Annotated in this window: 18 protein-coding genes; 14 read left to right on the top strand and 4 right to left on the bottom strand. The window is 65.7% G+C overall.

What is annotated here, in order from left to right:
* The first annotated feature begins 72 nt into the window (after positions 1 to 72).
* Positions 73 to 873, top strand: coding sequence for an HAD family hydrolase (locus tag ACFQZZ_RS11725; RefSeq protein WP_378678442.1), 801 nt, complete (start codon positions 73 to 75; stop codon positions 871 to 873).
* A 244-nt stretch (positions 874 to 1,117) separates the two neighbouring features.
* Here ACFQZZ_RS11725 and ACFQZZ_RS11720 read toward each other — a convergent pair whose 3' ends face one another.
* A complete protein-coding gene (locus tag ACFQZZ_RS11720; protein ID WP_378677990.1) occupies positions 1,118 to 3,877 on the bottom strand; it encodes an N-acetylmuramoyl-L-alanine amidase in 2,760 nt (919 codons plus the stop codon).
* A 316-nt stretch (positions 3,878 to 4,193) separates the two neighbouring features.
* Here ACFQZZ_RS11720 and ACFQZZ_RS11715 point away from each other — a divergent pair, with 316 nt between their 5' ends.
* Entirely contained in the window at positions 4,194 to 5,573 is a 1,380-nt protein-coding gene (locus ACFQZZ_RS11715; RefSeq protein WP_378677987.1) for a SpoIID/LytB domain-containing protein, read from the top strand.
* 162 nt (positions 5,574 to 5,735) lie between these two features.
* Here the strand turns inward: ACFQZZ_RS11715 and ACFQZZ_RS11710 are convergent, their stop codons facing one another.
* Positions 5,736 to 6,236, bottom strand: a complete 501-nt coding sequence (locus tag ACFQZZ_RS11710) for a MarR family winged helix-turn-helix transcriptional regulator (RefSeq protein WP_378677984.1) — start codon at positions 6,234 to 6,236, stop codon at positions 5,736 to 5,738.
* A gap of 129 nt (positions 6,237 to 6,365) precedes the next feature.
* Between ACFQZZ_RS11710 and ACFQZZ_RS11705 the strand changes: the two genes are divergently transcribed.
* The 3 genes from ACFQZZ_RS11705 (at position 6,366) to ACFQZZ_RS11695 (ending at position 9,019) form a co-directional block, all read left to right on the top strand.
* Positions 6,366 to 7,304 (top strand): EamA family transporter, encoded by a 939-nt coding sequence (locus ACFQZZ_RS11705; RefSeq protein ID WP_378677981.1) that lies wholly within the window; start codon positions 6,366 to 6,368, stop codon positions 7,302 to 7,304.
* 83 nt (positions 7,305 to 7,387) lie between these two features.
* Complete coding sequence (locus tag ACFQZZ_RS11700) at positions 7,388 to 8,161, top strand: MerR family transcriptional regulator (protein ID WP_378677978.1); 774 nt, start codon at positions 7,388 to 7,390, stop codon at positions 8,159 to 8,161.
* Between the two features lie 285 nt (positions 8,162 to 8,446).
* Entirely contained in the window at positions 8,447 to 9,019 is a 573-nt protein-coding gene (locus ACFQZZ_RS11695; RefSeq protein ID WP_378677976.1) for a hypothetical protein, read from the top strand.
* Here ACFQZZ_RS11695 and ACFQZZ_RS11690 read toward each other — a convergent pair.
* Entirely contained in the window at positions 9,016 to 9,168 is a 153-nt protein-coding gene (locus ACFQZZ_RS11690) for a hypothetical protein (protein ID WP_378677973.1), read from the bottom strand. The two genes, ACFQZZ_RS11695 and ACFQZZ_RS11690, sit on opposite strands and share 4 nt — an antisense overlap.
* A gap of 51 nt (positions 9,169 to 9,219) precedes the next feature.
* Positions 9,220 to 9,846 carry a TetR/AcrR family transcriptional regulator gene (locus tag ACFQZZ_RS11685; RefSeq protein WP_378677970.1) on the bottom strand — a complete coding sequence of 209 codons (627 nt, stop codon included), beginning with the start codon at positions 9,844 to 9,846 and terminating at the stop codon, positions 9,220 to 9,222.
* A gap of 107 nt (positions 9,847 to 9,953) precedes the next feature.
* Here ACFQZZ_RS11685 and ACFQZZ_RS11680 point away from each other — a divergent pair, with 107 nt between their 5' ends.
* From ACFQZZ_RS11680 to ACFQZZ_RS11640, 9 genes are all read left to right on the top strand, one after another.
* Entirely contained in the window at positions 9,954 to 10,676 is a 723-nt protein-coding gene (locus ACFQZZ_RS11680; RefSeq protein ID WP_378677967.1) for an SDR family NAD(P)-dependent oxidoreductase, read from the top strand.
* A gap of 280 nt (positions 10,677 to 10,956) precedes the next feature.
* Positions 10,957 to 12,183: a UDP-galactopyranose mutase gene (gene glf, locus ACFQZZ_RS11675; RefSeq protein ID WP_378677964.1), complete on the top strand. Its 1,227-nt coding sequence runs from the start codon at positions 10,957 to 10,959 to the stop codon at positions 12,181 to 12,183.
* Between the two features lie 77 nt (positions 12,184 to 12,260).
* Complete coding sequence (locus ACFQZZ_RS11670; protein WP_378677961.1) at positions 12,261 to 14,198, top strand: glycosyltransferase; 1,938 nt, start codon at positions 12,261 to 12,263, stop codon at positions 14,196 to 14,198.
* Between the two features lie 122 nt (positions 14,199 to 14,320).
* Positions 14,321 to 14,833 carry a phosphatase PAP2 family protein gene (locus ACFQZZ_RS11665; RefSeq protein WP_378678439.1) on the top strand — a complete coding sequence of 171 codons (513 nt, stop codon included), beginning with the start codon at positions 14,321 to 14,323 and terminating at the stop codon, positions 14,831 to 14,833.
* Between the two features lies 1 nt (position 14,834).
* On the top strand, positions 14,835 to 15,761 hold the full coding sequence (locus ACFQZZ_RS11660; RefSeq protein ID WP_378677958.1) for a decaprenyl-phosphate phosphoribosyltransferase: 927 nt from the start codon (positions 14,835 to 14,837) through the stop codon (positions 15,759 to 15,761).
* A 7-nt stretch (positions 15,762 to 15,768) separates the two neighbouring features.
* Entirely contained in the window at positions 15,769 to 17,721 is a 1,953-nt protein-coding gene (gene zomB, locus ACFQZZ_RS11655; protein WP_378678436.1) for a flagellar motor control protein ZomB, read from the top strand.
* A gap of 321 nt (positions 17,722 to 18,042) precedes the next feature.
* Positions 18,043 to 19,050, top strand: coding sequence for an alpha/beta hydrolase (locus ACFQZZ_RS11650; protein ID WP_378677955.1), 1,008 nt, complete (start codon positions 18,043 to 18,045; stop codon positions 19,048 to 19,050).
* 294 nt (positions 19,051 to 19,344) lie between these two features.
* On the top strand, positions 19,345 to 20,406 hold the full coding sequence (locus tag ACFQZZ_RS11645) for an alpha/beta hydrolase (RefSeq protein WP_378677952.1): 1,062 nt from the start codon (positions 19,345 to 19,347) through the stop codon (positions 20,404 to 20,406).
* A gap of 395 nt (positions 20,407 to 20,801) precedes the next feature.
* The gene (locus ACFQZZ_RS11640) at positions 20,802 to 21,797 is read left to right on the top strand and encodes an alpha/beta hydrolase (protein WP_378678433.1); all 996 of its coding nucleotides are present in this window, start codon (positions 20,802 to 20,804) and stop codon (positions 21,795 to 21,797) included.
* The last annotated feature ends 137 nt before the right edge of the window (positions 21,798 to 21,934 follow it).

Raw genomic sequence — 21,934 nt, 5'->3', positions numbered from 1 at the left:
ACCGCGATCGTCCCGAGACTGTTTTCCGGCAGGATGGCGTAGGTGACTCGCCTGGACCTGCCCAAACCGAAGATGGTTGCCACCGATGTCGACGGCACCCTCATTGACCACGACGAGCGGGTCACCGCGCGTACCAAAGCGGCGATCGACGCCTTGGTCGCCGACGGTGTGCCGTTCGTACTCGCCACCGGACGGCCGCCGCGCTGGATCGATCCGGTGGTCGACGGTCTGGGCTACGCGCCGCTGTGCGTCTGTGGCAACGGTGCGGTGATTTACGACAGCGCTGCCGATCGGGTACTCGCCAGCAAGACATTGGACGTGGACACCCTGGTGTGGATCGCCGATCTGGCCGAACGCGCGCTGCCTGGCTGCGGTCTCGCCGCCGAACGGGTGGGCGCCCGCGCGCACGACGCGGTGACGCCGCAGTTCGTGAGCTCGCCCGAATACGAACACGCTTGGCTGAATCCGGACGACACCGCGGTGTCCCGCAGCGAAGTCATCGACGCGCCCGCGATCAAGATGCTGGTCCGACTACGCGGAACCAGTAGCGCGGATATGCGCGCGGTGCTCGCCCCGCTGATCGGCGACCGCGCCGACATCACCTATTCGACCGATCACGGCCTGATCGAGCTGTCCGCGCCGGGAGTCACCAAGGCATCCGGGCTGGCTTCGGTGGCGCAGCGGCTCGGCGTGGAGCACTCGACGATCATCGCGTTCGGCGATATGCCCAATGACGTTCCGATGCTGACCATGGTCGGGCACGGGGTCGCGATGGCGAACGCGCACCCGGAGGCGCTCGCCGCCGCGAACGAGGTCACCGCGGCGAACTCCGAGGACGGAGTCGCTCGGGTGCTCGAGCGGTGGTGGGTCTGAGCTGGCTCGGTAGGGCGACTGTCGCCAGGGTCGGTCCTACGCTGGCGCTGTGGTGGTTCGACCACTGGTCGGGGTGACGCGGGTCCGGTGCGTCGGCTCCGTTCGGTCATCCCACTGATCGCTTCGGCGGGCCGAACGGATCGAATGTTTCCAAAGGTGAGCGCCCCTACCGACATTCGAGTCGGCAGGGGCGCATCGGTCTGTGTCGCAGCAACTCTCAGAAAGCTCGTGCCGCTGCGGGCTCCTACTCCGGTGCTGGACCAGCTTCCGGTCCGACAGCTGCGGGTGCCGGTGCCGGAGCGGGGGCGTCGCCAGGTGCCAAGGCGGCCTCTGGTGCTGGAGCAGTGTCTGGTGCTTGAGCGGCGGCGGGTGCTGGAGCAGTGTCAGGTGCTGAGGCAGCGTCAGGTGCTTGAGCAGCGCCGGGTGCCAAGGCGGCCTCTGGTGCTTGAGCGGCGCCGGGTGCTTGAGCAGCGCCGGGTGCTTGAGCAGCGCCGGGTGCTTGAGCAGCGCCGGGTGCCAAGGCGGCCTCTGGTGCTTGAGCAGCGCCGGGTGCTTGAGCAGCGCCGGGTGCTTGAGCGGCGCCGGGTGCTTGAGCGGCGCCGGGTGCTTGAGCGGCGCCGGGTGCTTGAGCGGCGCCGGGTGCTTGAGCAGCGTCAGGTGCTTGAGCAGCGTCAGGTGCTTGAGCAGCGTCGGGTGCCAAGGCGGCCTCTGGTGCATGAGCAGTGTCTGGTGCTGGAGCGGCGGCGGGTGCCCGAGCAACGCCGGGTGCCGGAACCGGAGCAGCTCCCGGAACCGGTGCGGGCGCTGGGCCCGGTGCGGCGATCGGGTCGTTGGGGTTGCGCTGAATCTCCTGCTGGTAGGTCTCGTTGTAGGTCTTCCACACCGTGGTGACGATGCCGGTCAGCCGGTTGAGAACCAGTGAGCCGCGCTGGAAGTCCGAACGCGCACCGTTGGGTACCGGGTAGGAGTTGCTCACCGGCAGGCCGAGTACGCCCGCGTCGGCGCCGAGCTGGAGGAAGCGGTCGAGGATCGCCCCCATCACCTCGTATGCGTGGCCGTTGGGCCCGGAGTACACGTATCCGTTGGTGAACTTGACGTACTGCTGGCCCTCGGCGGCAGGCAGCAGTTCCGAGTGGGCGGCGCCGAGCGGTCCGGTCGGGCCACCCTTCTCGGACCAGTATTTGGCGATTCCACTTTGGTTCACCATGTCGAGCAGCTTGTTGGTCAAAGCGGCCAAGGTGGCGAGGTCGGTCTGCGTACGTGGCGCTGTTTGCTGCTGATTGCCATTCTGCGGCTGTGTATTTCCGGTCTGCGGCTGCGTGGTGCCCTGCTGCGGAGTGGTGCTGGATCGGCCCGGGCCGCTCGCGGCGATATCGCGAACGCGGTCCATCAACGCGTAGGCGGCGTCACCGGGGCAGCTGGTGTTACCGACGTCGCGGTGCGCGAACACCACCGGCAGGCGGACGGATTCACCCTGCGCGTAGGAGGTGAATTCGGTGCCCTCGGAGTACATGGTGGTGTACCCCTTCGGGTCGAGCCCGGCGACCTTCGTCTTCCAGCCGATGAACTTGCCGATGGCGTCGATCGCTTCTTCCGACGGCTCTTCGGATTCGTAGTTGCCCATCAGGGACACGCCCGAGGTGTTCTCGTTGAACCCGCCGGCGTGCGCGCCCTGCACCGGGCGATCCAGCCCGCCGAAGCGCCCCTCGAAGATCTGACCGTACTTGTCGACCATGGCGTTGTAGCCGATATCGCACCAGCCCAACGTCTTTGCGTGATAGGTGTAGATCGCGCGGACAATGCCCGCGGACTCGGACTTGCTGTAGTCGTTGCGCCCCGCGGTGTGGTGCACGGTGACGCCGCCGACGCCGTCCTCGTCGTAGGTGGGTTCGTCGCAGCGGATCGATTCGTCGGCGCCCCACTGGGTGCGCGTGATCACGTTCGGCCCGCCGCCGGGCAGTGCCGCGGCGACGTCGGACAGTCCACCGTCGATGGCGCCGCGGCCGGGATCGATGAGAACCGCGGTCATGGCCGCGGCGTTCATCTGGGCCGGGTCGTCGGAGCGTGCGGCGGCCGGAATCGGCTGCACGGGTGCCGCCGCGGGTTGCGGCACCGTCGACGCGGCAGGCTTGCGGGTCACCAGGATCTGCACGGACTTCGTGTTGCCCACATAGATCGGTTCGGTGCCGGTGGGCCCGCCCGCCGGGGTGCGGTCGGTGCGGCGGGTGTCGACCGCTTCGGTGTCATACCAGGGTCCCCAGGTGCCGTCGGATTGGCGGGCCCGGATCGTCGCGTTGGTGTCCACCAGATCGCTCGCGGTGAGTGCGACCACGCTGAACGGTGTGTCGCGGCTGAGTTCCTTGACCTGCGCGCCGACCTGGTCGACCAGGTCGGGCGGGACCGCGCCGGGCGCCAATGCGGGTGTCTCCGGGGTGGTTCCGGGTTCCAGCAGGCTGGGATCGGCGATGAAGCTCGTGGACGGGATGCGGCCGGGGACCGGCTGCGCGGGAGCCGTCTGACCAGGGGAGGTGTACTGGCCGGAGTTGGGGCGCTGTCCGGGAGCTGTCTGAAACTGTCCGGGAGCGAATTGGCTCTGACCGGGGGCTGTTCGGCTCTGACCGGAATACGGGCTCTGGCCAGGAGTCGCCGGGCTCTGGCCGGAATCGAGCTTGGGTAGTGGAATTTCCCTGGGTAGCTCAACACCGGGCGGCAGCGGCAGGCCGTCGGGAATCCGAAGCGACGATGGCAATGGCAGCATGCGCAGATCGGATAGACGTAAATTCGGAAGATTGAGCCCGGTCAGCTCCTTCAGTGGGAGCGTGATGTCGGGAGCCGCGGCCAACGCCATTTCGGCGAGTTGGGCGGGTACAGCAGCCAGCTCGCTATCGGCGGTCGAGCGGTACTCATTCGAATCGCGCATCGTGAATGCTGCGAGCGGGGCCGCTACCGCGAGCGTGGTGACAACCGGGAGTACGTAGGAACGTTTCGGTTTGCGGTACGGCACGAGCATCTCCATTCGGGTCGAACCGGCGATCTGTGCAAAAAATTCAGGCTTGCTTACTGATGCATCAACGATCACACTAGTTGACAACTGTCACATATCTAAACCTCTGGTAGAGGATTATATGATTGCTCGAATGTAGCTCTCGGATTGCGACCGGATGGCACGACATGCCGACAGGTATCGAACGGATCCGGTCCTGGAAAACCGTGGGAGTGAACGAATGCGACGCAGACAGCACCGGAATCAAAGCGCGCGGGGGGAACGACAAATGCATGCGAAAAGAGGCCCGCGCGCAGCACGCGGATATCGCGGTCCGATGCCGCGGTCCGCGATATCCGTCCGCCCGGTGCTGGTCACCGGTGGCGCGCTGTTGCTTGCGGGTACCGTCCTCGCATTTTGGGGTTGGCCAGGGCAAATGGAATATCGCCCGCTGGCGGGACCGGGGCACGGGCGTGGCATGAGTCAAGTCGGCGCATTCGACAGCGCGCTGCAGGGGTGGGTGGCCGAACGCATTCTCGAGCACTACTACCCGGGCGCCGCCCTCGGTCGGATCCCGCGGACCTCGGTCGCGGTGCGGCTCATCGAACAGGACGACTCCACCCTGGATGCCTACGCCGATGCCGGCGGCCGGGTCGCGGGACGGGAGCTCACTGCCGGTCAAGTCGCCCATCTCACGCCGCTGCCCGGCGGCGGCGCGAACGTGGTCGTCACCGTCGGCTGCGACGGCGAGGTGCTGTGGCAGTCCGCGACCGACGACCCGTGGATCTATCCGCTCGACCAGGGGTCGAGCAGGCCTGCCGCCGAACATCTGACCCTGTGCGGCGGCTCGGCGTACCGGGGCGCGCTCGGTGTCGCGACGGAGAACGGCGAGGCGCGCACGATCAACCGGGTCGACGTGGAGGATTACCTGCTCGGGGTGGTCCCGGCCGAGGTGCAGGCCAACTGGGCGGACAGGGGCGCTGCGGAAGCCCTTCGCGCCCAAGCGATTGCGGCACGCTCGTATGCCCTTGCCGAGCATCGCTATCCCTATGCGCAGACCTGCGACACCACCGACTGCCAGGCGTATCCCGGTACGGCAAAGGAAGATCCGCGTGCGGCGGAAGCTGTCGCCGCCACCGCGGGCACGGTGCTGCTGCGCGACGGCCGCATCCTGCGTGCGGAATACTCCGCCGCGCCCGACGGTGGGGAGCCCGCCGATATCTACACCTTCGCCGTCGGACCAACACCGAGCGAATTAGGGCCGGTGCCAATCGAACCCGAACTCAACGACCAAACGGGCGGTGGCGCTCCCATGGATCCGCGCACCCGAACCGTGGTCGGTGAATCACCGATCGATGTCGAATACCAACGACTCGGCGGCGCGAACAGTTCGGTCGGACAGCCACTTGGACCCGTGATGGCTCTGCCGCAAAAGGCGGGCACCTATCGCATGTTCACCAACGGCGTCATCATTTCGACGCCGACCCTCGGCGCTCAGGTCGTCGACTTCACCAGGCTGATGCAGTTGGTGCCCGAGGCGACAACATATGAGGCGATACCGCCCAGCAGCACGGTGCCGCCCGCGAGTGCGATGTCGCCCGCGAGCGCCGTTACGCCCGGCAGCACCGTCGCACCGAACACCGCGTCGACCCCGACCCCGCGGCCGACCCCCTCGACCGCCATCCCGTCCAGCGAACCGACCGGAGGTCAGCCTTGATCGGTCCGAGGGCGTTGCCCGGCTCGCGGCGGCGTCCGCTGTTCTGAAATCCGACGCCGTGCGCGTGTCGACAAATAATCGTGTCGGATCATGCCGCGCTGCCACAGAAGTCGGCGTCGGGGTCGGCCGGTGGATTGTCGAGGTCGCGATATCCCCTGGCGGTCAGTTCGGCGCGGTGTCGCCAAGGGATTCGGTGAGGGTGCGAAGAAGATCCGCCAGCTGACCGCGTGCGGGTTGGTCCAACGCGGCCAGCAGGCGCTGCTCATTTGCCATGTGTAGGGGCAGCATGTCATCGATCTTCTTGCGGCCTGCCGTGGTCAGCCGTACCCGAATGGCTCGTCGATCCTCGGGGCACGGCGCGCGTTCGACGAGACCCTTCGCCTCGAGCCGGTCGAGGCGGTTGGTGATCGCGCCCGAGGTGAGCATGGCGACCTGGTTCAGCGCGCCCGCGGTGAGCCCGTCGGCGCCGCCGGAACGCCGCAGCGTGGCCAGCATGTCGAACTCCCAGAACTCCATTCCGTGTCCGGCGAAGAACGTCTTCAGGTCCTGGTCCAGCAGTCGTGACAACCGCTGGATTCGCCCGATCACGGCCATCGGCGAGACGTCCACATCCGGACGCTCCCTGTTCCAGTGCTCGGTGAACAGATCAATCGCGTCTGCCACGGCTGCTTCTCCTGTCGGTCACTGTCTTCTCTCTCACCTGAGAATATCTCAACGTTCATCTACTTGACGATGATGGATTTCGAGGTGTAGATATTTCAACGTTGAGATTATGAACGAGGAGCGACCAACATGACAACGACCACCGCCGCGCGTACCGGAAACCCGTACGCAGGCGCCCTGGCGCTCGCCGCACTCGCCCCGATCGCATGGGGTTCCACCTACGCCGTCACCACCGAGTTCCTGCCGCCGGACCGGCCGCTCTTCACTGCGCTCATGCGTGCGCTGCCCGCCGGGCTGGTGCTGCTCGCGATCACCCGCCAACTCCCGCGCGGCATCTGGATCGGGCGGGCCGCCGCACTCGGCATACTCAACATCGGCGCGTTCTTCCCACTGCTGTTCCTGGCCGCTTACCGGCTGCCCGGCGGCGTTGCCGGGGTACTCGGCGCCGTCGCGCCGATGTTCGCGCTGGGCTTCGCGATGGTCGTGCTTGCCGAGAAGCCCAACGGCCGCAAGGTGATTGCGGGCCTCGTCGGTGTCTTCGGGGTCGCGCTGGTGGTGCTTCGTGGCAATGCGCAGCTGGACACGGTCGGCGTCGTCGCCGGATTACTCGGAGCCGCGTCCATGGCGGCAGGCACCGTGCTGACCCAGCGCTGGGGACGCCCCGAAGGTGTCGGCCCGCTCGCCATCACCGGATGGCAGCTGACCGCGGGTGGCCTGTTCATCGCGCCGCTTGCCTTCGTGATCGAGGGCGCTGCGCCGGCGCTCGACGGTCGCGCTGTCGGTGGCTACCTATACCTCGGCATCATCGGCACCGCGGTGGCGTACTTCCTCTGGTTCCGCGGCATTTCCCGGGTGCCCGCCACTTCGATCGCGTTCCTCGGCCTGCTCAGCCCGGTCGCGGCGGCCGTGATCGGCTGGATCGCGCTCGGTCAGGCGCTGAGCCCGCTGCAGGTGCTCGGACTCGTCATCGCCCTCGGCGGCACCCTGCTCGGTCAGATGGCCGGCAAGCCCGCACCCGCGGTCCTGCCCGAAGAACCGGGTACTCCGGTGCCTGCCACGGCACGCTAGAAATCCGCGCAGAAAGATGTTGACCTTGACGTAGCGTCAACTTGCAAACTGGTTGTACCGACGAGAAAGAAGGGATAAAGGTCATGACAGCGGGCACCCGCACCGGCGAATGGTCCATCCAGGACCTGGCCAAGGCGACAGGCACCACCAGCCGGACACTGCGCCACTACGGGCAGCTCGGGCTACTGCCGCCCAGCCGAATCGGCGCCAACGGATACCGCTACTACGACCAGAACTCCTTGGTGCGGCTGCAACGCATCCTGCTGCTGCGAGAACTCGGCCTCGGCCTCCCTGCCATCGCCGAAGTCCTTGCCGGACAACAGGACACCGCCGCCGCACTGCGCACGCACCTGGAACTGCTACGGCAGGAACAGGATCGGATCCGGCGCCAGATCGAATCGGTGACCACCACGCTGCACAAGACGGAACGAGGTGAACAACTCATGGCAGCAGAAGTTTTCGACGGCTTCGACCACACCAAGTACAAGGATGAGGTGATCGAACGCTGGGGCAAGGACGCCTACGAAAGTGGCGACCGCTGGTGGCGTTCGATGAGCGACGCCGATAAGGAGGCGTTTCAACAGACACACCTGGACATCGCCGCCGACTACGGCAGGACACGTGATGCCGGGCTCGCCCCCGACAGCGCCGAGGTCCAGGCGATCGTGCAACGGCACTACGACTGGCTGGGCGTCGCCACGCAGGGTACGCGCCCAGGAGCCGACTATTTCACCGGACTCGGTGAAATGTACGTCGCCGACCCGCGTTTCAGGGCCAACTACGACGTACACGGCAAGGGCACAGCCGAATTCGTGCGCGACGCGATGAAGGTCTATGCCGATACCCGGCTGCGGTAGCCGGAATCGAGTCGGCCGCAACACAAATCAGGTGCCCGCATGTCACGTGACATGCGGGCACCTTCGGCTTGGGCGTGGGCGGCAGCGCGCGGGTCCGGTCAGTTCGAGGTGATGTGCCGTAGCTCCGCCCCCGGAGCGGCTGCGCTTACCTTGACCGGCTGCTCGGCCTGCGGATGCGCGACAGTGCCGATGCGGCCGACTTCTGATTGCTGATCGCGAATACGCGGGCTACGTCAGCCGGTCCGATGCAGGGACTGGAACCCGATCAACGACTACGGTCGAGCTGTGGACGCCACTGTGAATCCGGGTGTAGCCCCGTGGTCCGAACCGAGCGGAGTGATGGCGACGACGGCCGGAGTCCTCGGCTTGATCGTCGGCGCAAGCAACCTGATCGGCGCCGGCGTGCTGCTGAACGCATTCCGCAGCGACCCAGGCAAATACGACAACTCCCTCACTATCTTCGCGACCCTCGGCGCCCTGATCCTGGCCTTCGCGCTGATCTATGGCGCGATCCTGCTGCTGCGCCGAGACGAGACGGGTCGCTACACCCTGATCGTCGCCGCAGGCCTGATGGTCGTCATCGGTCTTGCCGCCCTTGTCTGTTGGCTCAGCGGCTACGAATCCAGCTACGGCATCCACTGGTTCCCGGAAGGAGCCCGCTCCACCGACGCCATCAAGTCGACATTCGGTCTTGTCGGAGCCCTCACCGCCCTCGTACACCAAGACTGGCTCGCCAGCCTGACCGCAACAATTCTCCCCCTCGCCACCTTCCTCACCGCAGCATCGAGCTACACCGCCCGCTGGACAGCGGCACTCCCTCGTCGCCCCATTCCACTCCTGGACGACCCGGCCTACTAACCCGGCGAGTGGCGGCGAATGATGCGTTGATCGTCGGACTGATCGGCGCTGTCGGCGTGGTTATCGGGCTGGTCGGGCTCGGCGGAGTGGCCGCGTTCCGCTGGTACCTCGGCGCGATCCTGCTGTTCCGTCACAGCCCGGCTGGGCATGGTCGGTGGCCTTGTCGGGATCACGTGGCCGTACTGATCTTGTCTGTTCGCTCAGCCGCGCATCGCCTGCATCAGTTGGTCTTCGGTGATCGGGGGGACCGGGAGTGGGTGGGCGGCGGAGGCGCGGAGGCCGTCGAGGACCAGGGCCAGGTGGCGGCGCCAGACGTCGGGGGCTATGTGGGCGGTGGCTTCGACTATGCGGGTGTGGGACCAGGTGATGAAGGCGATGTCTTCGAGGACCCAGTCGGAGCGCAGGACGCCGGCTTGTTGTGCACGGGTGATGATTTCGCGCATCAGGCCGTGGCCGTATTCCTGGGCGTGCGCGATGGCCGCGCTGGGGGCCGCGCGCAGGGACAGGTCGCTGAGCAGGCGGTCGCCTGCTTGGAGTTCGCACACCTTCTCGACCAGGTAGGTGAAGGAGTCCCACGGGTCGTCGACGGCGATGGCCTGTTCGGCGATGCGCCCGCCCGCCTCTATGCGGTCTTCGACAGCGGCGGCGATGAGGTCATCGCGGGTGGGGAAGCGGTTGTAGAGGGTGCCGATGGCGACGCCGGCTCGGGCGGCGATCTCCTTCAAGGGCGCGTCGAGACCGCGTTCTTCGAACACTTCCCTGGCAGCGGTCACGAGCGCGTCCCGGTTGCGGCGGGCGTCACTGCGTAACGGCTTGTCCACGGGCATTTGCCGATCCTACAAATCCGGCGTCCGATTTATCTTGAGCATAGGTTCAAGTTAATGCTACCGTCTGATGGAACTTGAACCATGGCTCAACTTAGTGAGGTAGTGGCATGACGAAGACAATCGCGATTTTCGGGTTCGGGCCCGGGCTCGGCATGGGGACCGGGCGGCGGTTCGGGCGCGAGGGCTTCCGCGTCGCGGTGATCGGCCGGAATCCGGACAAGGCAAAGCAGCACGTCGAAGAGTTGGCGGCGGAAGGAATCGAGGCTGCCGCCTTTCCCGCGGACCTCACCGACGAAGCGCAGCTGCGGCGTGTGGTCGACGACGTCACCAGCAGGTTCGGACAGATCGACGTCGCGCTGCACGGCGCGGCGGGCGACATGGCCGACCGGATCCCGACCACGCTGGACGTCGACGCCGCCGGTCTGCGCATCCCGCTCGAATTGAAGCTGTACTCACCGATATGGATGACCCGCGCACTCGCGCCGGCGATGATCGAGCGCGGCGAAGGGACCCTGCTCTACTCGTCCGGGTCCTCGGACCGGCACCCGATGCCCTACCTGTCCAACTTCGGCATCATCCTCGGTGCGCAGCGCACCTACCTCCAGCAGCTCCGAGCCGAACTCGCCGACACCGGCATCTACATCGGGCTGCTCAATATCGGCGTACTGATCAGCAACAGCAAAGCCGAACGCATCGTCGACGAGCATCCCGAACTGGTGCCGCCGGGCGTCGAGATCGCCAGAATGAGCAATGACGAATTGGGCGAACACTATTGGCGCATGTACACCGAGCGCGCCGATCTCGAAGTAGAGGTCGGCTTCCCGGACTGATGACGGTCTGTGCGGATACTTTCGCTGGTAAGTGTGCGAAGCCGTCGGCGGGCATCGGAAAATGTCCGCCTAGGCCGGTGCCACGGCTCGAACGGATGTAAGAGCGGCGTTGTTGCGGTCATATGGCGCCGTTTCGGCAAACTTTCGGCGAAATCCGGATGGCGCCGTAGCGACTGTTCGCAGGTCGCTCGGTGTGAAACCACCGGCCAGAGCCGCGCCGCTCAGCCGGCCCGGTGACTCCGCCAGGACAGCGCGGAGACTTCCGATACGCTGGGCTCCCGTGACCGCCGCATCGTCCTCGGGTAACTCCGTCCCCTCCGCCTCACAGTTCGATCTGATCGTCGTCGGCTCCGGATTCTTCGGGCTGACCGTCGCTGAACGCGCCGCCAACCTGCTCGGCAAGCGGGTGCTTGTGATCGACCGCCGCTACCACCTCGGTGGCAACGCCTACTCGGAGCCCGAGCCGGAAACCGGTATCGAGGTGCACAAATACGGGGCGCACCTGTTCCATACCTCGAACAAGCGGGTCTGGGACTACGTGACCCAGTTCACCGAGTTCACCGGTTACCAGCACCGGGTCTTCGCGATGCACAAGGGGCAGGCCTACCAGTTCCCGATGGGCCTCGGCCTGATCTCCCAGTTCTTCGGTCGCTACTTCACGCCGGAAGAGGCGCGCAAGCTGATCGCGGAACAAGCGACAGAGGTCGATACCAAGGACGCGCAGAACCTCGAGGAAAAGGCGATCTCGCTGATCGGCCGCCCGCTCTACGAGGCGTTCGTCCGCGATTACACCGCCAAGCAGTGGCAGACCGATCCGAAGGAACTGCCCGCGGGCAACATCACCCGCCTGCCGGTGCGCTACACCTTCGACAACCGCTACTTCAACGACACCTACGAGGGTCTGCCCAAGGAGGGCTACACGAAGTGGCTGGCCAATATGGCCACCTCCGACCTGATCGAGGTCAGGCTGAACACCGACTGGTTCGACGTGCGCGAGCAGATCCGCGCCGAGAACCCGGACGCCCCGGTCGTCTACACCGGACCGGTGGATCGCTACTTCGACTACAGCGAGGGCGAACTCGGCTGGCGCACCATCGATTTCGAGACCGAGGTGCTACCGACCGGTGACTACCAGGGCACCTCGGTGATGAACTACAACGATGCGGACGTGCCCTACACCCGCATCATCGAGCCGCGCCACTTCCACCCCGAGCGCGACAGCTACCCGAACGACAAGACCGTGATCATGCGCGAGTACTCCCGCTTCGCGCAGACCGGCGACGAGCCGTACTACCCGATCAACACGCCGGAGGACCGCGCCAAGCTCACCGCTTATCGCGCCCTCGCCAAGAAGGAAACCGCATCGGAGAAGGTCCTTTTCGGTGGTCGCCTCGGCACCTATCAGTACCTTGACATGCACATGGCCATCGGAAGCGCGCTCAGCATGTTCGACAATGTGCTGCGGCCGCACCTGGAGTCGGGCGAGCAGCTCGTGGACGAGGCGTAGATGAGTCACAATCGCGAAGCTCGGCTCATCGAAGCCGACCGGGTGCGGGTGTCCCGCACTGACACCGAAAGCAACGAATGACCTCCCAGTCGATCTTGGAAGATATGACCACCGAAACCCGCGCCAAGTCGCTGCTGCAGCGCATCATCCTGCCCCGGCCGGGTGAGCCACTGGACGTGCGCACCCTCTACGTCGAGGAGTCCTCGACCAACGCCAGGCGTGCGCACGCCACCACCCGCACCTCCCTTTCGGTGGGCGCGGAGTCCGAGGTGTCGTTCTGCACCTACTTCAACGCCTTGCCCGCGAGCTACTGGCGGCGCTGGAGCATCCTGGAATCGGTGGTGCTGCGGCTGGAGCTGGCCGGGCACGGCCGCGTAGACGTCTACCGCTCGAAGGCGGACGGCTCGCGAATCCACGTGCAGGGCAAGGAGTTCGCCGTCGCGCCGGGTACCGAGTCGGTGCACGTCGAATTCGAGACCGATCTCGGCCCGTTCGAGGACGGCGGCTGGATCTGGTTCGACATCACCACCGACACGGCGGTCACGCTGCTGGCGGGCGGCTGGTACGCCCCGATCGAGGCGCCCGGTGACGGCAGCATCGCGGTCGGCATGCCCACCTTCAACCGGCCGACCGACGCGGTGAAGACCCTCGGCGCCCTCGGCGCCGATCCGCTGGTGCTCGAGAAGATCAAAGCCGTCATCATCCCCGATCAGGGCACCCGCAAGGTGGTCGACGAGCCCGGCTTCACCGAGGCCGCCGCGGTGCTCGGCGATCGGCTCGCCATCTACAACCAGCCCAATCTCGGCGGCTCCGGCGGCTACAGCCGGGTGATGTACGAGGCGCTGAAAACCACCGACGCCCAGTACATCGTCTATATGGACGACGACATCGAGATCGAGCCGGACTCGATCCTGCGCGCGCTGGCCTTCGCCCGTTTCGCCAAGTCGCCGGTCCTCGTCGGCGGGCAGATGCTCAACCTGCAGGAGCGCTCACACCTGCACGTTATGGGCGAGGTCGTCGACCGCGGCATCTTCATGTGGACCGCGGCGCCGAACGTCGAGTACGACCACGACTTCTCGAAGTACCCGCTGAAGGACCGCGACAACTCCAAGCTGCTGCATCGGCGCATCGACGTCGACTTCAACGGCTGGTGGACCTGCGTCATCCCGCGTCAGGTCGCCGAGGAACTCGGCCAGCCGCTGCCGCTGTTCCTGAAGTGGGACGATGCCGAATACGGTCTGCGCGCTCGCGCCGCCGGATACCCGACGGTCACCCTGCCCGGTGCCGCCGTCTGGCACATGGCCTGGAGCGACAAGGACGACGCCATCGACTGGCAGGCGTACTTCCACCTGCGCAACCGCCTGGTCGTCGCCTCGCTGCACATGCCGGGGAATGGCCGCGGGATGGTGGTGAACACCGTCAAGGCGACCATGAAACACCTGCTGTGCCTGGAGTATTCGACGGTCGCCATCCAGAACCTGGCGATTCGCGACTTCCTGGCCGGCCCGGAGCGGCTGTTCCAGCTGCTGCCGAGCGCCCTCGGCGCGGTGCACGAGTTGCGCAAGCAGTACCCGGACGCGGTGATCCTGCCCTCGTCCACCGACCTGCCGCTGGCCAGCCACATCGGCGTCGGCGCGGTCGGCGAGCCCGCCAACCCGATCGCCAAGGTGGTCCGGCTCGCCAAGGGCCTGGTACACAGCGTGCGGCCCGCGCATTCCGAGCATCACGAGCGCCCGCAGCTGAATGTGCCGACCCTGGATGCGCGGTGGTTCCTGCTGTCGCAGGTCGACGGTGTCACCGTCACCACCGCCGACGGTCGCGGCGTTGTCTACCGCAAGCGCGATCCGCGTCAGGCCCTCGGCCTGTTCAAGGAAGCCATGCGCCTGCGCAAGGAACTGGCCGCTCGCTTCCCGGAGATGCAGCAGCGCTACCGCGCCGCCCATCCGCAGCTGACCAGTACCTCCGCGTGGGAGAACGCTTTCGGTATCGGCGACACGAAAGGCGAGCAGCAGTGAGCATCGGTGCAAGTGACAGTGCGGCGGTGAACGAGGCGTTGCGCAGCACGAACGGACACTCCGCCAACGGCGTCGCGCCCGAAACCGCGCCCGACACCGCAACCGCACCGCCCGAGGTCGCCATCCTCAATGCGGTGCAGTCGACGATCGGCCGCAACCCCTCTGTCGTCAAGGCAGCCCTCGGCATGTCGCACTTCGGTGAGCACGCGCTGGGCTGGGTCGGCATCGCCGCCGTCGGCTGGGTCGCGGACAAGCCGCGCCGCAGGCAGTGGGCCGGGGTCGCTGTGGGTGCCGTCGGCGCGCACGCCGCCTCGATCGTGATCAAGCGGGTCGTGCGGCGGCCCCGCCCGAACGACCCATCGGTGCAGGTCAATGTGTCTACGCCGAGCAAATTGAGTTTCCCGTCCTCGCACGCGACTTCGACCACGGCAGCGGCGGTGTTGCTCGGGAAACTGACCGGGCTACCCTTGCCTGCGGTGCTCGTTCCACCGATGTTGCTCTCCCGGGTTGTGCTCGGAGTGCACTATCCCTCCGACGTGCTCGCCGGATCCGCGCTCGGTGCCGCGTCCGCCGCTGTTGTGCTTGCCGCCGAAAAGAGACTCGCTAGTGACCGGACAAGAAAGAGCCTTGGTTGACATGAGTGAAGAGCCGACCAGCGCCGACCTAGCCGAGGCTGTTGTCAAGGGCCCGCCCAAGACGCTGGCCGGCGGGTTGATCAAGGCCGTTCGGCCGCGACAGTGGGTCAAGAACGTCCTGGTGCTCGCCGCGCCACTGGCAGCGGGTTCGGCCACCGAGGTGGACGTGCTCGCCCCTGTCGGGATCGCCTTCGTGGTGTTCTGCATGGCGGCCTCCGGCATCTACCTCGTCAACGACGCGCTCGACGTGGAAGCCGACCGGGCGCACCCGACCAAACAGTTCCGGCCGATCGCCGCGGGCGTCGTCCCGGTGAACCTGGCCTACATGTTGGCTGCGGTGCTGCTCATCGCGTCGATCGCCGGATCGTTCCTGGCGTCGTGGCACCTCGCCGTCGTGATGGCGGTGTACATCGGCATCCAGCTGGCCTATTGCCTCGGTCTCAAGCATCAGGCCGTGCTGGACATCTGCATCGTGTCCTCGGGCTTCCTGCTGCGCGCCGTCGCCGGTGGCGCGGCCGCGGAGATTGATCTCTCGCAATGGTTCCTGCTGATCATGGCGTTCGGTTCGCTGTTCATGGCGGCGGGCAAGCGCTACGCCGAACTGCAGATCGCGTTGGGGACCGGCGCCAAGATCCGCAAGTCGCTCGAGTACTACACGCCGACCTACCTGCGCTTCATCTGGACGCTCGCCGCGACCGCGGTGGTGGTGTTCTACGGGCTCTGGGCGTTCCAACAGGACAACCTGAAGGACACCAATTGGTTCGCAATCTCGATGATTCCGTTTACCATCGCAATCCTGCGTTATGCGGTCGACGTCGATGGCGGCGAGGCCGGTGAACCCGAAGAGATCGCGCTGGGGGACCGCATCCTCCAGTTCCTCGCAATCGCCTGGATCGGAGCGGTAGGTGTCGCTGTCTATCTCACCTGATGAGATATTGGTAGAGGGTGTGGAGCGAGCGGAATACGTGACCGAGGAGCCGGCCGAAGGGCCGGCTCGCTCGGCGTTGCGGTACGCGAAGCTATCCCGAGCCATCTTCGTCGGTGGGATGGCGCTCACTGTTGTCCTGTTCGCGACCGGCGCATGGCAACGGCGCTGGATCGCCGACGACGGCTTGATCGTGTTGCGTACGGTGCGAAACCTGCTGGCAGGCAACGGACCGGTCTTCAACGCGGGCGAGCGCGTCGAAACCAACACCAGCACGGCATGGACCTATCTGGTCTGGTTCTTCAGCTGGCTCACCCAGGCCAGGCTCGAATATGTAGTCCTCGGTGTCGCGCTGACGGTGTCGATGGCCGCGATCGTGTTCGCCATGCTCGGTACGGCGCGACTGTGGGGCGGCACCGAGTCCGCGCTGCTGCTGCCCGCGGGCGTGCTGGTCTACATCGCGATTCCGCCGGCCCGCGACTACGCCTCCTCCGGACTGGAGAGCGGTCTGGTCATCTGCTGGCTCGGTCTGCTGTGGTGGCTGATGATCCGGTGGAGCCAGGCCGAGCGGGTGCGGCTGCCCGGTCTCTTCGGGCTGGTGTTCCTCGCCGGACTCGCGCCGCTGATTCGTCCCGAGATGACGCTGGTCGGCGGACTGGCGTTGGCGATGATCTTCTGCGCGCCGATGCCGCAGACCCGGCTGCGCCCGATTGTGCTGCGCGCGTTGATCGTTGCGGCCGCCGGTATTGTCCCGATGGGCTACCAGATCTGGCGGATGGGCTACTACGGCCTGCCCTACCCGAACACCGCCGTCGCCAAGGACGCGGGCGGCGCGAAGTGGGGGCAGGGCTTCAAATACCTGTGGGACCTGGTCGGTCCCTATTACCTGTGGGTGCCGCTGCTGGTGCTGCTCGCCGCGGGCGTCGTCGCGGCGCGCGGCGCGACCCCTGTCGCAGTGCGCGAGATCGGCCCGCACACGGCCCCCGAACAACAGCGCGGCTGGACGGTGCACCGGGTGCGCGAATGGCTGCGCTCGCCGAGCGCGGTGGTCGCGCTCATGCTTGGTAGCGGTTTCGTTCTGACTGTGTACGCGCTGCGCGTCGGTGGCGACTTCATGCACGGCCGGATGCTGCTGCCGCAGCTGTTCTGCCTGCTGCTGCCGGTCGCCGTCGTGCCGATCCGGCTGCCAGAAGGTGGTCTGCGGTCGATGTCGGCCACGGACTGGTCCTTCGCGGTGATCCTGTTCGCGTTGGTCGGCACCGCGGGTTGGGCGCTGTTCGCCGCCAACACCACCGCCATCAAGACCGGGACCAAGATCAGTTCGTCGGGCATTGTCGATGAGCGCGTCTACTACGTGCTCAACACCGGCCACGACCATCCGATCCTGGCCGAGGACTACTTGGACTATCCGCGCATCCGGCCGATGGTCAACGACATCGCCGCCAATCCCAACGGCGGCCTGCTGTTGAATTCGCCGTCGTTCATGTTCTGGTACATCGCACCGCCGCCACAGCCGATCCCCGACGGCGGCGCCGGGCATACCGTCTACTTCCTGAACCTGGGAATGACGAGCATGAACGTTCCGCTGAATGTGCGCGTGATCGACCAGATGGGCCTGGCCTATCCGCTGGCCGCGCACACCGACCGGTTGACCGACGGCCGTATCGGGCACGACAAGGCTCTGTATCCGGACTGGGTCATCGTGGAAACCGGCATGGTCGACAAGAAGCCGTGGATGCCGTGGTACCTGGACGAGAAGTGGGTCACCCAGGCGCGCACCGCGATGACCTGCCCGGACACCGAGGCCTTGATGATCTCCTACCGCGATCCGCTCACCTTGGACCGCTTCAAGCACAACCTGCTGCACGCCGTGAAGTTCGCCAAGTACCGCATTGATCGCGTGCCGAGGTACGAGATCCAGCGCTGCAATCTGGTCGATCCTTTCCCGCAGCCGCCGCGGTGATCATATTCTCGTAGTCACACTGGGCCCACGGATCACCGTGGGCTCAGTGGTTTCATCGGATGAGGCAAACAGAGTGGCGTACGCCGCTTTATCACTTTTTGATAACGCCCATGCATCGATGACGCGCTAGGCTGCGACGGTACGCCCGCCGGTGGCGTTCCCTTCGTGATGGGCGAAAACCGGCGGTCACCGTCAGAGCGGCCGAAATTCGGTCGTAAGAAGGAAGGGTCCAAACAGATGCGAGGCGTTATCGGGCGTAAGACCCAGAGTGGACGTCTGAGATCCCACAGAGTCGGTTCCTGGCTCAAGCGGTCGGTGCTGATGTCGCTGGCTGTTTTGCTACCGCTCGGGGCGTCGGTGGCAGGACCTGGCGCCACCGCGTCGGCAGCGTTCAATCCCGATGCGTTCGACTTCTGGGTCGACTCCTCGATGGGCCCGATCAAGTCGCGGATCTTCCGCGCCGCGGACGGCAACACCGGACGCGTGGTGTACGCGCTGGACGGCATGCGGGCCCGTGGTGACATCAGCGGCTGGGAGGCAGAGACCGAGGTCGCCCGCGAGCTCACCAAGTGGAATATCAACGTCGTCATGCCGGTGGGCGGACCGTCGAGCTTCTACGCGGACTGGAACGCGCCCGGCAACTTCCTCGGCATCAACACCGGTTCGTCGGGATCGGCCAACGGCTCCTCGTCCGGGTCCGCGATGACGGGTTCCTCGGGCTGGAACGAGACGCTGGGTAAGAACAACACCTACAAGTGGGAAACCTTCCTCACCAGCAACCTGCGTTGGGCGCTGCGGGATCGACTCGGCTTCAACCCGAACGGCAACGGCGTGTTCGGTCTGTCCATGGGCGGCAGTGCCGCGCTGACGCTTGCCGCGTACCACCCGGACCAGTTCCGTTACGCCGGTTCGTATTCGGGCTACCTGAACATCTCCGCGCCGGGTATGCGCGAGGCGCTGCGAGTGGCCATGATCAGCGCGGGTGGCTACAACATCGACGCGATGGCGCCGCCGTGGGGCCCGCAGTGGCTCCGGATGGACCCGTTCGTCTTCGCACCTCGATTGATCGCGAACGGCACCAGGCTCTGGGTCGCCGCCGGTAGCGCGCTGCCTGGTCCCTCCGACGCGAGAGCGCCGCTGGACATCCTGCAGGGCACACCGCTCGAGGCGCTCGCATTGGTCAACACTCGGGCCTTCCAGGTCAGGATGATGACGCTCGGTGCGAACAACGTGACCTACAGTTTCCCGTCCGTCGGTATCCACAACTGGCACAACTGGGAGTCCGAGGTCTACCGCATGATCCCGGACCTCTCCGCGAACATCGGCTGATATCGCACAACGTAGACCGCTCGGTGCCCTGCGCACCGGGCGGTCTTCTTGTTTTTCCGGCCCGTCCTCAACCCCGGTTGACAACGAATGTGCTGCGACGAACCTGTAGTTCTTGTGGCTCGGATCACTTTCCAGCAACATAGAAGCATTCGTTGGCGATTGATACACGTAGAACATGCAAGCAGGTGGAAACGTCCGATTTCGGCGGATTCTCCGCCTGTATGTCCAATGGAGGGGCTGGTCGAGATTGCTTGCCATTTGCTGACCGGTCGTCCGAACGAAAGGTCTAGTCGAATGCGAAATCCGCGCTGGAAACGTAGGCCCGGTAGCTCAGCAACCCCCGGTTCTCGGGTGCGCACCTGGGCTCTCGGAGCAGCGCTCGCCCTGCTGTTACCGCTGGGGACCACTATCACGGGCGGCGGCGCGACCGCATCGGCGGCATTCAACCCCGCCGCGTTCGACTTCTGGGTCGATTCCGGTATGGGTCCGATCAAGACGCGGATCCTGCGCGCCGCGAACGGCAACACCAATCGCGTCGTCTATGCGCTCGACGGCATGCGTGCCCGCGAGGACCTGAACGGCTGGGAGATCGAAACCAACGTCGCCGAGACGCTGGCGGGCATGAACATCAACGTGGTCATGCCGGTCGGCGGTCAGTCGAGCTTCTACGCCGACTGGAATGCGCCGAGCGAGTTCTTCGGTGTTTCCGCGGGTGCCGGACCGTCCTCCGGATCGGGCGCCATGAATGTGCTCGGCGGTGGCCCGGGTAAGAGCTACCGGTACCAGTGGGAGACCTTCCTGACCGACAACCTGCGCCGGGCGCTGCGCGACCGACTCGGCTTCAATCCGAACCGCAACGGCGTTTTCGGCCTGTCGACCGGTGGCAGCGCGGCACTGACGCTGGCCGCCTATCACCCGGATCAGTTCAGCTTCGCCGGCTCGTTCTCGGGCTACCTGAACAACTCCGCGCCGGGCATGCGTGAAGCCATCCGGGCCGGCATGATCGACGCGGGCGGCTACAACGTGGACTCGATGGCGCCGCCGTGGGGCCCGCAGTGGCTGCGGATGGATCCGTTCGTGTTCGCGCCGCGACTGATCGGGAACGGGACCCGTCTGTGGGTCGCCGCGGGCAGTGGCAGGCCGGGCGCGACCGATCCGCCGAGCTTCAACACCCTCACCGGCATGGGACTGGAGAGTTTGGCGTTGATCAACACCCGGGCCTTCCAAGTGCGGATGGCATCGCTCGGCGCGTCCAACGTCGTCTATTCCTTCCCGGAGTTCGGGATCCACGCCTGGAACAACTGGCAGGACGAGGTATATCGGATGGCTCCTGACCTGTCCGCCAACATCGGCTGACGTTCACCACAACGGACCGCCCCGCACCTCTTCGGTGCGGGGCGGTCCGTTTGCATTTGCCTGAATTATGCTTCTTCGCGGTGTTGTCTGATTGGTTGCTGTAGGAAGAATTTCGGTGATGCGACGCGTCGCCCTGCCGCGATCGCCGGTTGGTGTCGGCAAATCTCTGGTTTCATCACGATCCGGTCTCGCAGCGCGTTTTCAGCGGGGTTTGCTTCGAATAACTGCCTATAGAAGAGCGGTAGCGCCGAGGCATTCAGCCTATGGGGAGCCATCGGTGCCAAATGTCGATCCTCATGCACGACAGTTGCGGTCAACGGTGATCGCACGGGCGAAAGGTCGAATCGATGCGATCAGACGAGGTGTGCGGCGATGTTGCCGAAAAGCGCGGGCGCATGCTCGAAGCCGATAGGCACGGTGGTCGCCGTAGGTGGTTACGTCGGTCCGTCGCAGGCGTTGCCTTCGCGCTGGCCTTGCCGTTCGGGATCACGGCCACCGACCTCGCCGCACCGGCCGCGGCGAGCTTCAACCCGGCCGGATTCGACTTCTGGGTCGACTCCAGCATGGGCCCGATCAAGACCAGGATTTTCCGCGCCGCCGATGGCAACACCGACCGCGTCGTCTATGCGCTCGACGGCCTGCGCGCCCGCAACGACCTCAGCGGCTGGGAGATCGACACCGAGATCTCCCAGGTGCTGCCGCAGTGGAACATCAATGTGGTGATGCCGGTCGGCGGTCAGTCCAGCTTCTACTCGGACTGGATCGCGCCGAGCAACACCAACGGCCAGCAGCGCACTTATGCCTGGGAATCGTTCCTGACCGAGAATCTGCGCTGGGCGATGCGCGATCGGCTCGGCTTCAACCCGAACGGTAACGGCGTGTTCGGGTTGTCGATGGGCGGTAGCGCCGCGCTCGCGCTCGCCGCCTATCACCCGGATCAATTTCGGTATGCCGGTTCGTATTCGGGCTACCTGAATATCTCCGCGCCCGGCATGAAGGAGGGCCTGCGGCTGGCGCTGCTCGACGCGGGCGGATACAACATCGACGCCATGTGGGGCCCGCCGTGGGATCCGCGCTGGTTGCGCAATGACCCGTTCATGTTCGCGCCGTTGTTACGCGCGAATGGAACACGGCTCTGGATTGCCGCGGGCACCGGCCAGAGCGGCCCGCGTGACGTGATCAACAGTCCGATCGACGCCTATCACCTCAGCAATGCGATGGCGCTGGAGACGATCGCGCTCGCCAATACCCGCGCCTTCCAGATGCGTTTGGACTCGCTCGGCCCCACCAATGTGTACTTCGACTACACGCCGGTCGGCGTACACAATTGGCACTACTGGCAGGACCAAGTGTTCAAGATGCTGCCCGATCTGAGTGCCAATCTGGGGTGAATTCCGACTCGGGGACGACATCTCCGACCGAACGCGATAGGGTCACCGCACGATCACAGGTTGTGTATGGGCGGATTTCGGTCACTCGGTTGCCTCGGCCTTGCTAAGGCTTCGAGCGTCGAATATCGTCCAGCGAG

The sequence above is a fragment of the Nocardia sp. GCM10030253 genome (assembly GCF_042675075.1).
In the GTDB taxonomy this organism is placed as follows: domain Bacteria; phylum Actinomycetota; class Actinomycetes; order Mycobacteriales; family Mycobacteriaceae; genus Nocardia.
This window is presented reverse-complemented; position numbering and strand designations above follow the sequence as displayed.

Excerpts from the sequence above, each read along its gene's own strand:
- ACFQZZ_RS11700 (WP_378677978.1), top strand. The coding sequence starts at position 7,388 with ATGACAGCGGGCACCCGCACCGGCGAATGGTCCATCCAGGACCTGGCC.
- ACFQZZ_RS11715 (WP_378677987.1), top strand. The coding sequence starts at position 4,194 with ATGCCGCGGTCCGCGATATCCGTCCGCCCGGTGCTGGTCACCGGTGGC.
- ACFQZZ_RS11645 (WP_378677952.1), top strand. The coding sequence starts at position 19,345 with ATGCGAAATCCGCGCTGGAAACGTAGGCCCGGTAGCTCAGCAACCCCC.
- ACFQZZ_RS11640 (WP_378678433.1), top strand. The coding sequence starts at position 20,802 with ATGCTCGAAGCCGATAGGCACGGTGGTCGCCGTAGGTGGTTACGTCGG.
- ACFQZZ_RS11680 (WP_378677967.1), top strand. The coding sequence starts at position 9,954 with ATGACGAAGACAATCGCGATTTTCGGGTTCGGGCCCGGGCTCGGCATG.
- ACFQZZ_RS11685 (WP_378677970.1), bottom strand. The coding sequence starts at position 9,846 with ATGCCCGTGGACAAGCCGTTACGCAGTGACGCCCGCCGCAACCGGGAC.
- ACFQZZ_RS11725 (WP_378678442.1), top strand. The coding sequence starts at position 73 with ATGGTTGCCACCGATGTCGACGGCACCCTCATTGACCACGACGAGCGG.
- ACFQZZ_RS11705 (WP_378677981.1), top strand. The coding sequence starts at position 6,366 with ATGACAACGACCACCGCCGCGCGTACCGGAAACCCGTACGCAGGCGCC.
- ACFQZZ_RS11690 (WP_378677973.1), bottom strand. The coding sequence starts at position 9,168 with ATGCCCAGCCGGGCTGTGACGGAACAGCAGGATCGCGCCGAGGTACCA.
- ACFQZZ_RS11670 (WP_378677961.1), top strand. The coding sequence starts at position 12,261 with ATGACCTCCCAGTCGATCTTGGAAGATATGACCACCGAAACCCGCGCC.
- ACFQZZ_RS11660 (WP_378677958.1), top strand. The coding sequence starts at position 14,835 with ATGAGTGAAGAGCCGACCAGCGCCGACCTAGCCGAGGCTGTTGTCAAG.
- ACFQZZ_RS11650 (WP_378677955.1), top strand. The coding sequence starts at position 18,043 with ATGTCGCTGGCTGTTTTGCTACCGCTCGGGGCGTCGGTGGCAGGACCT.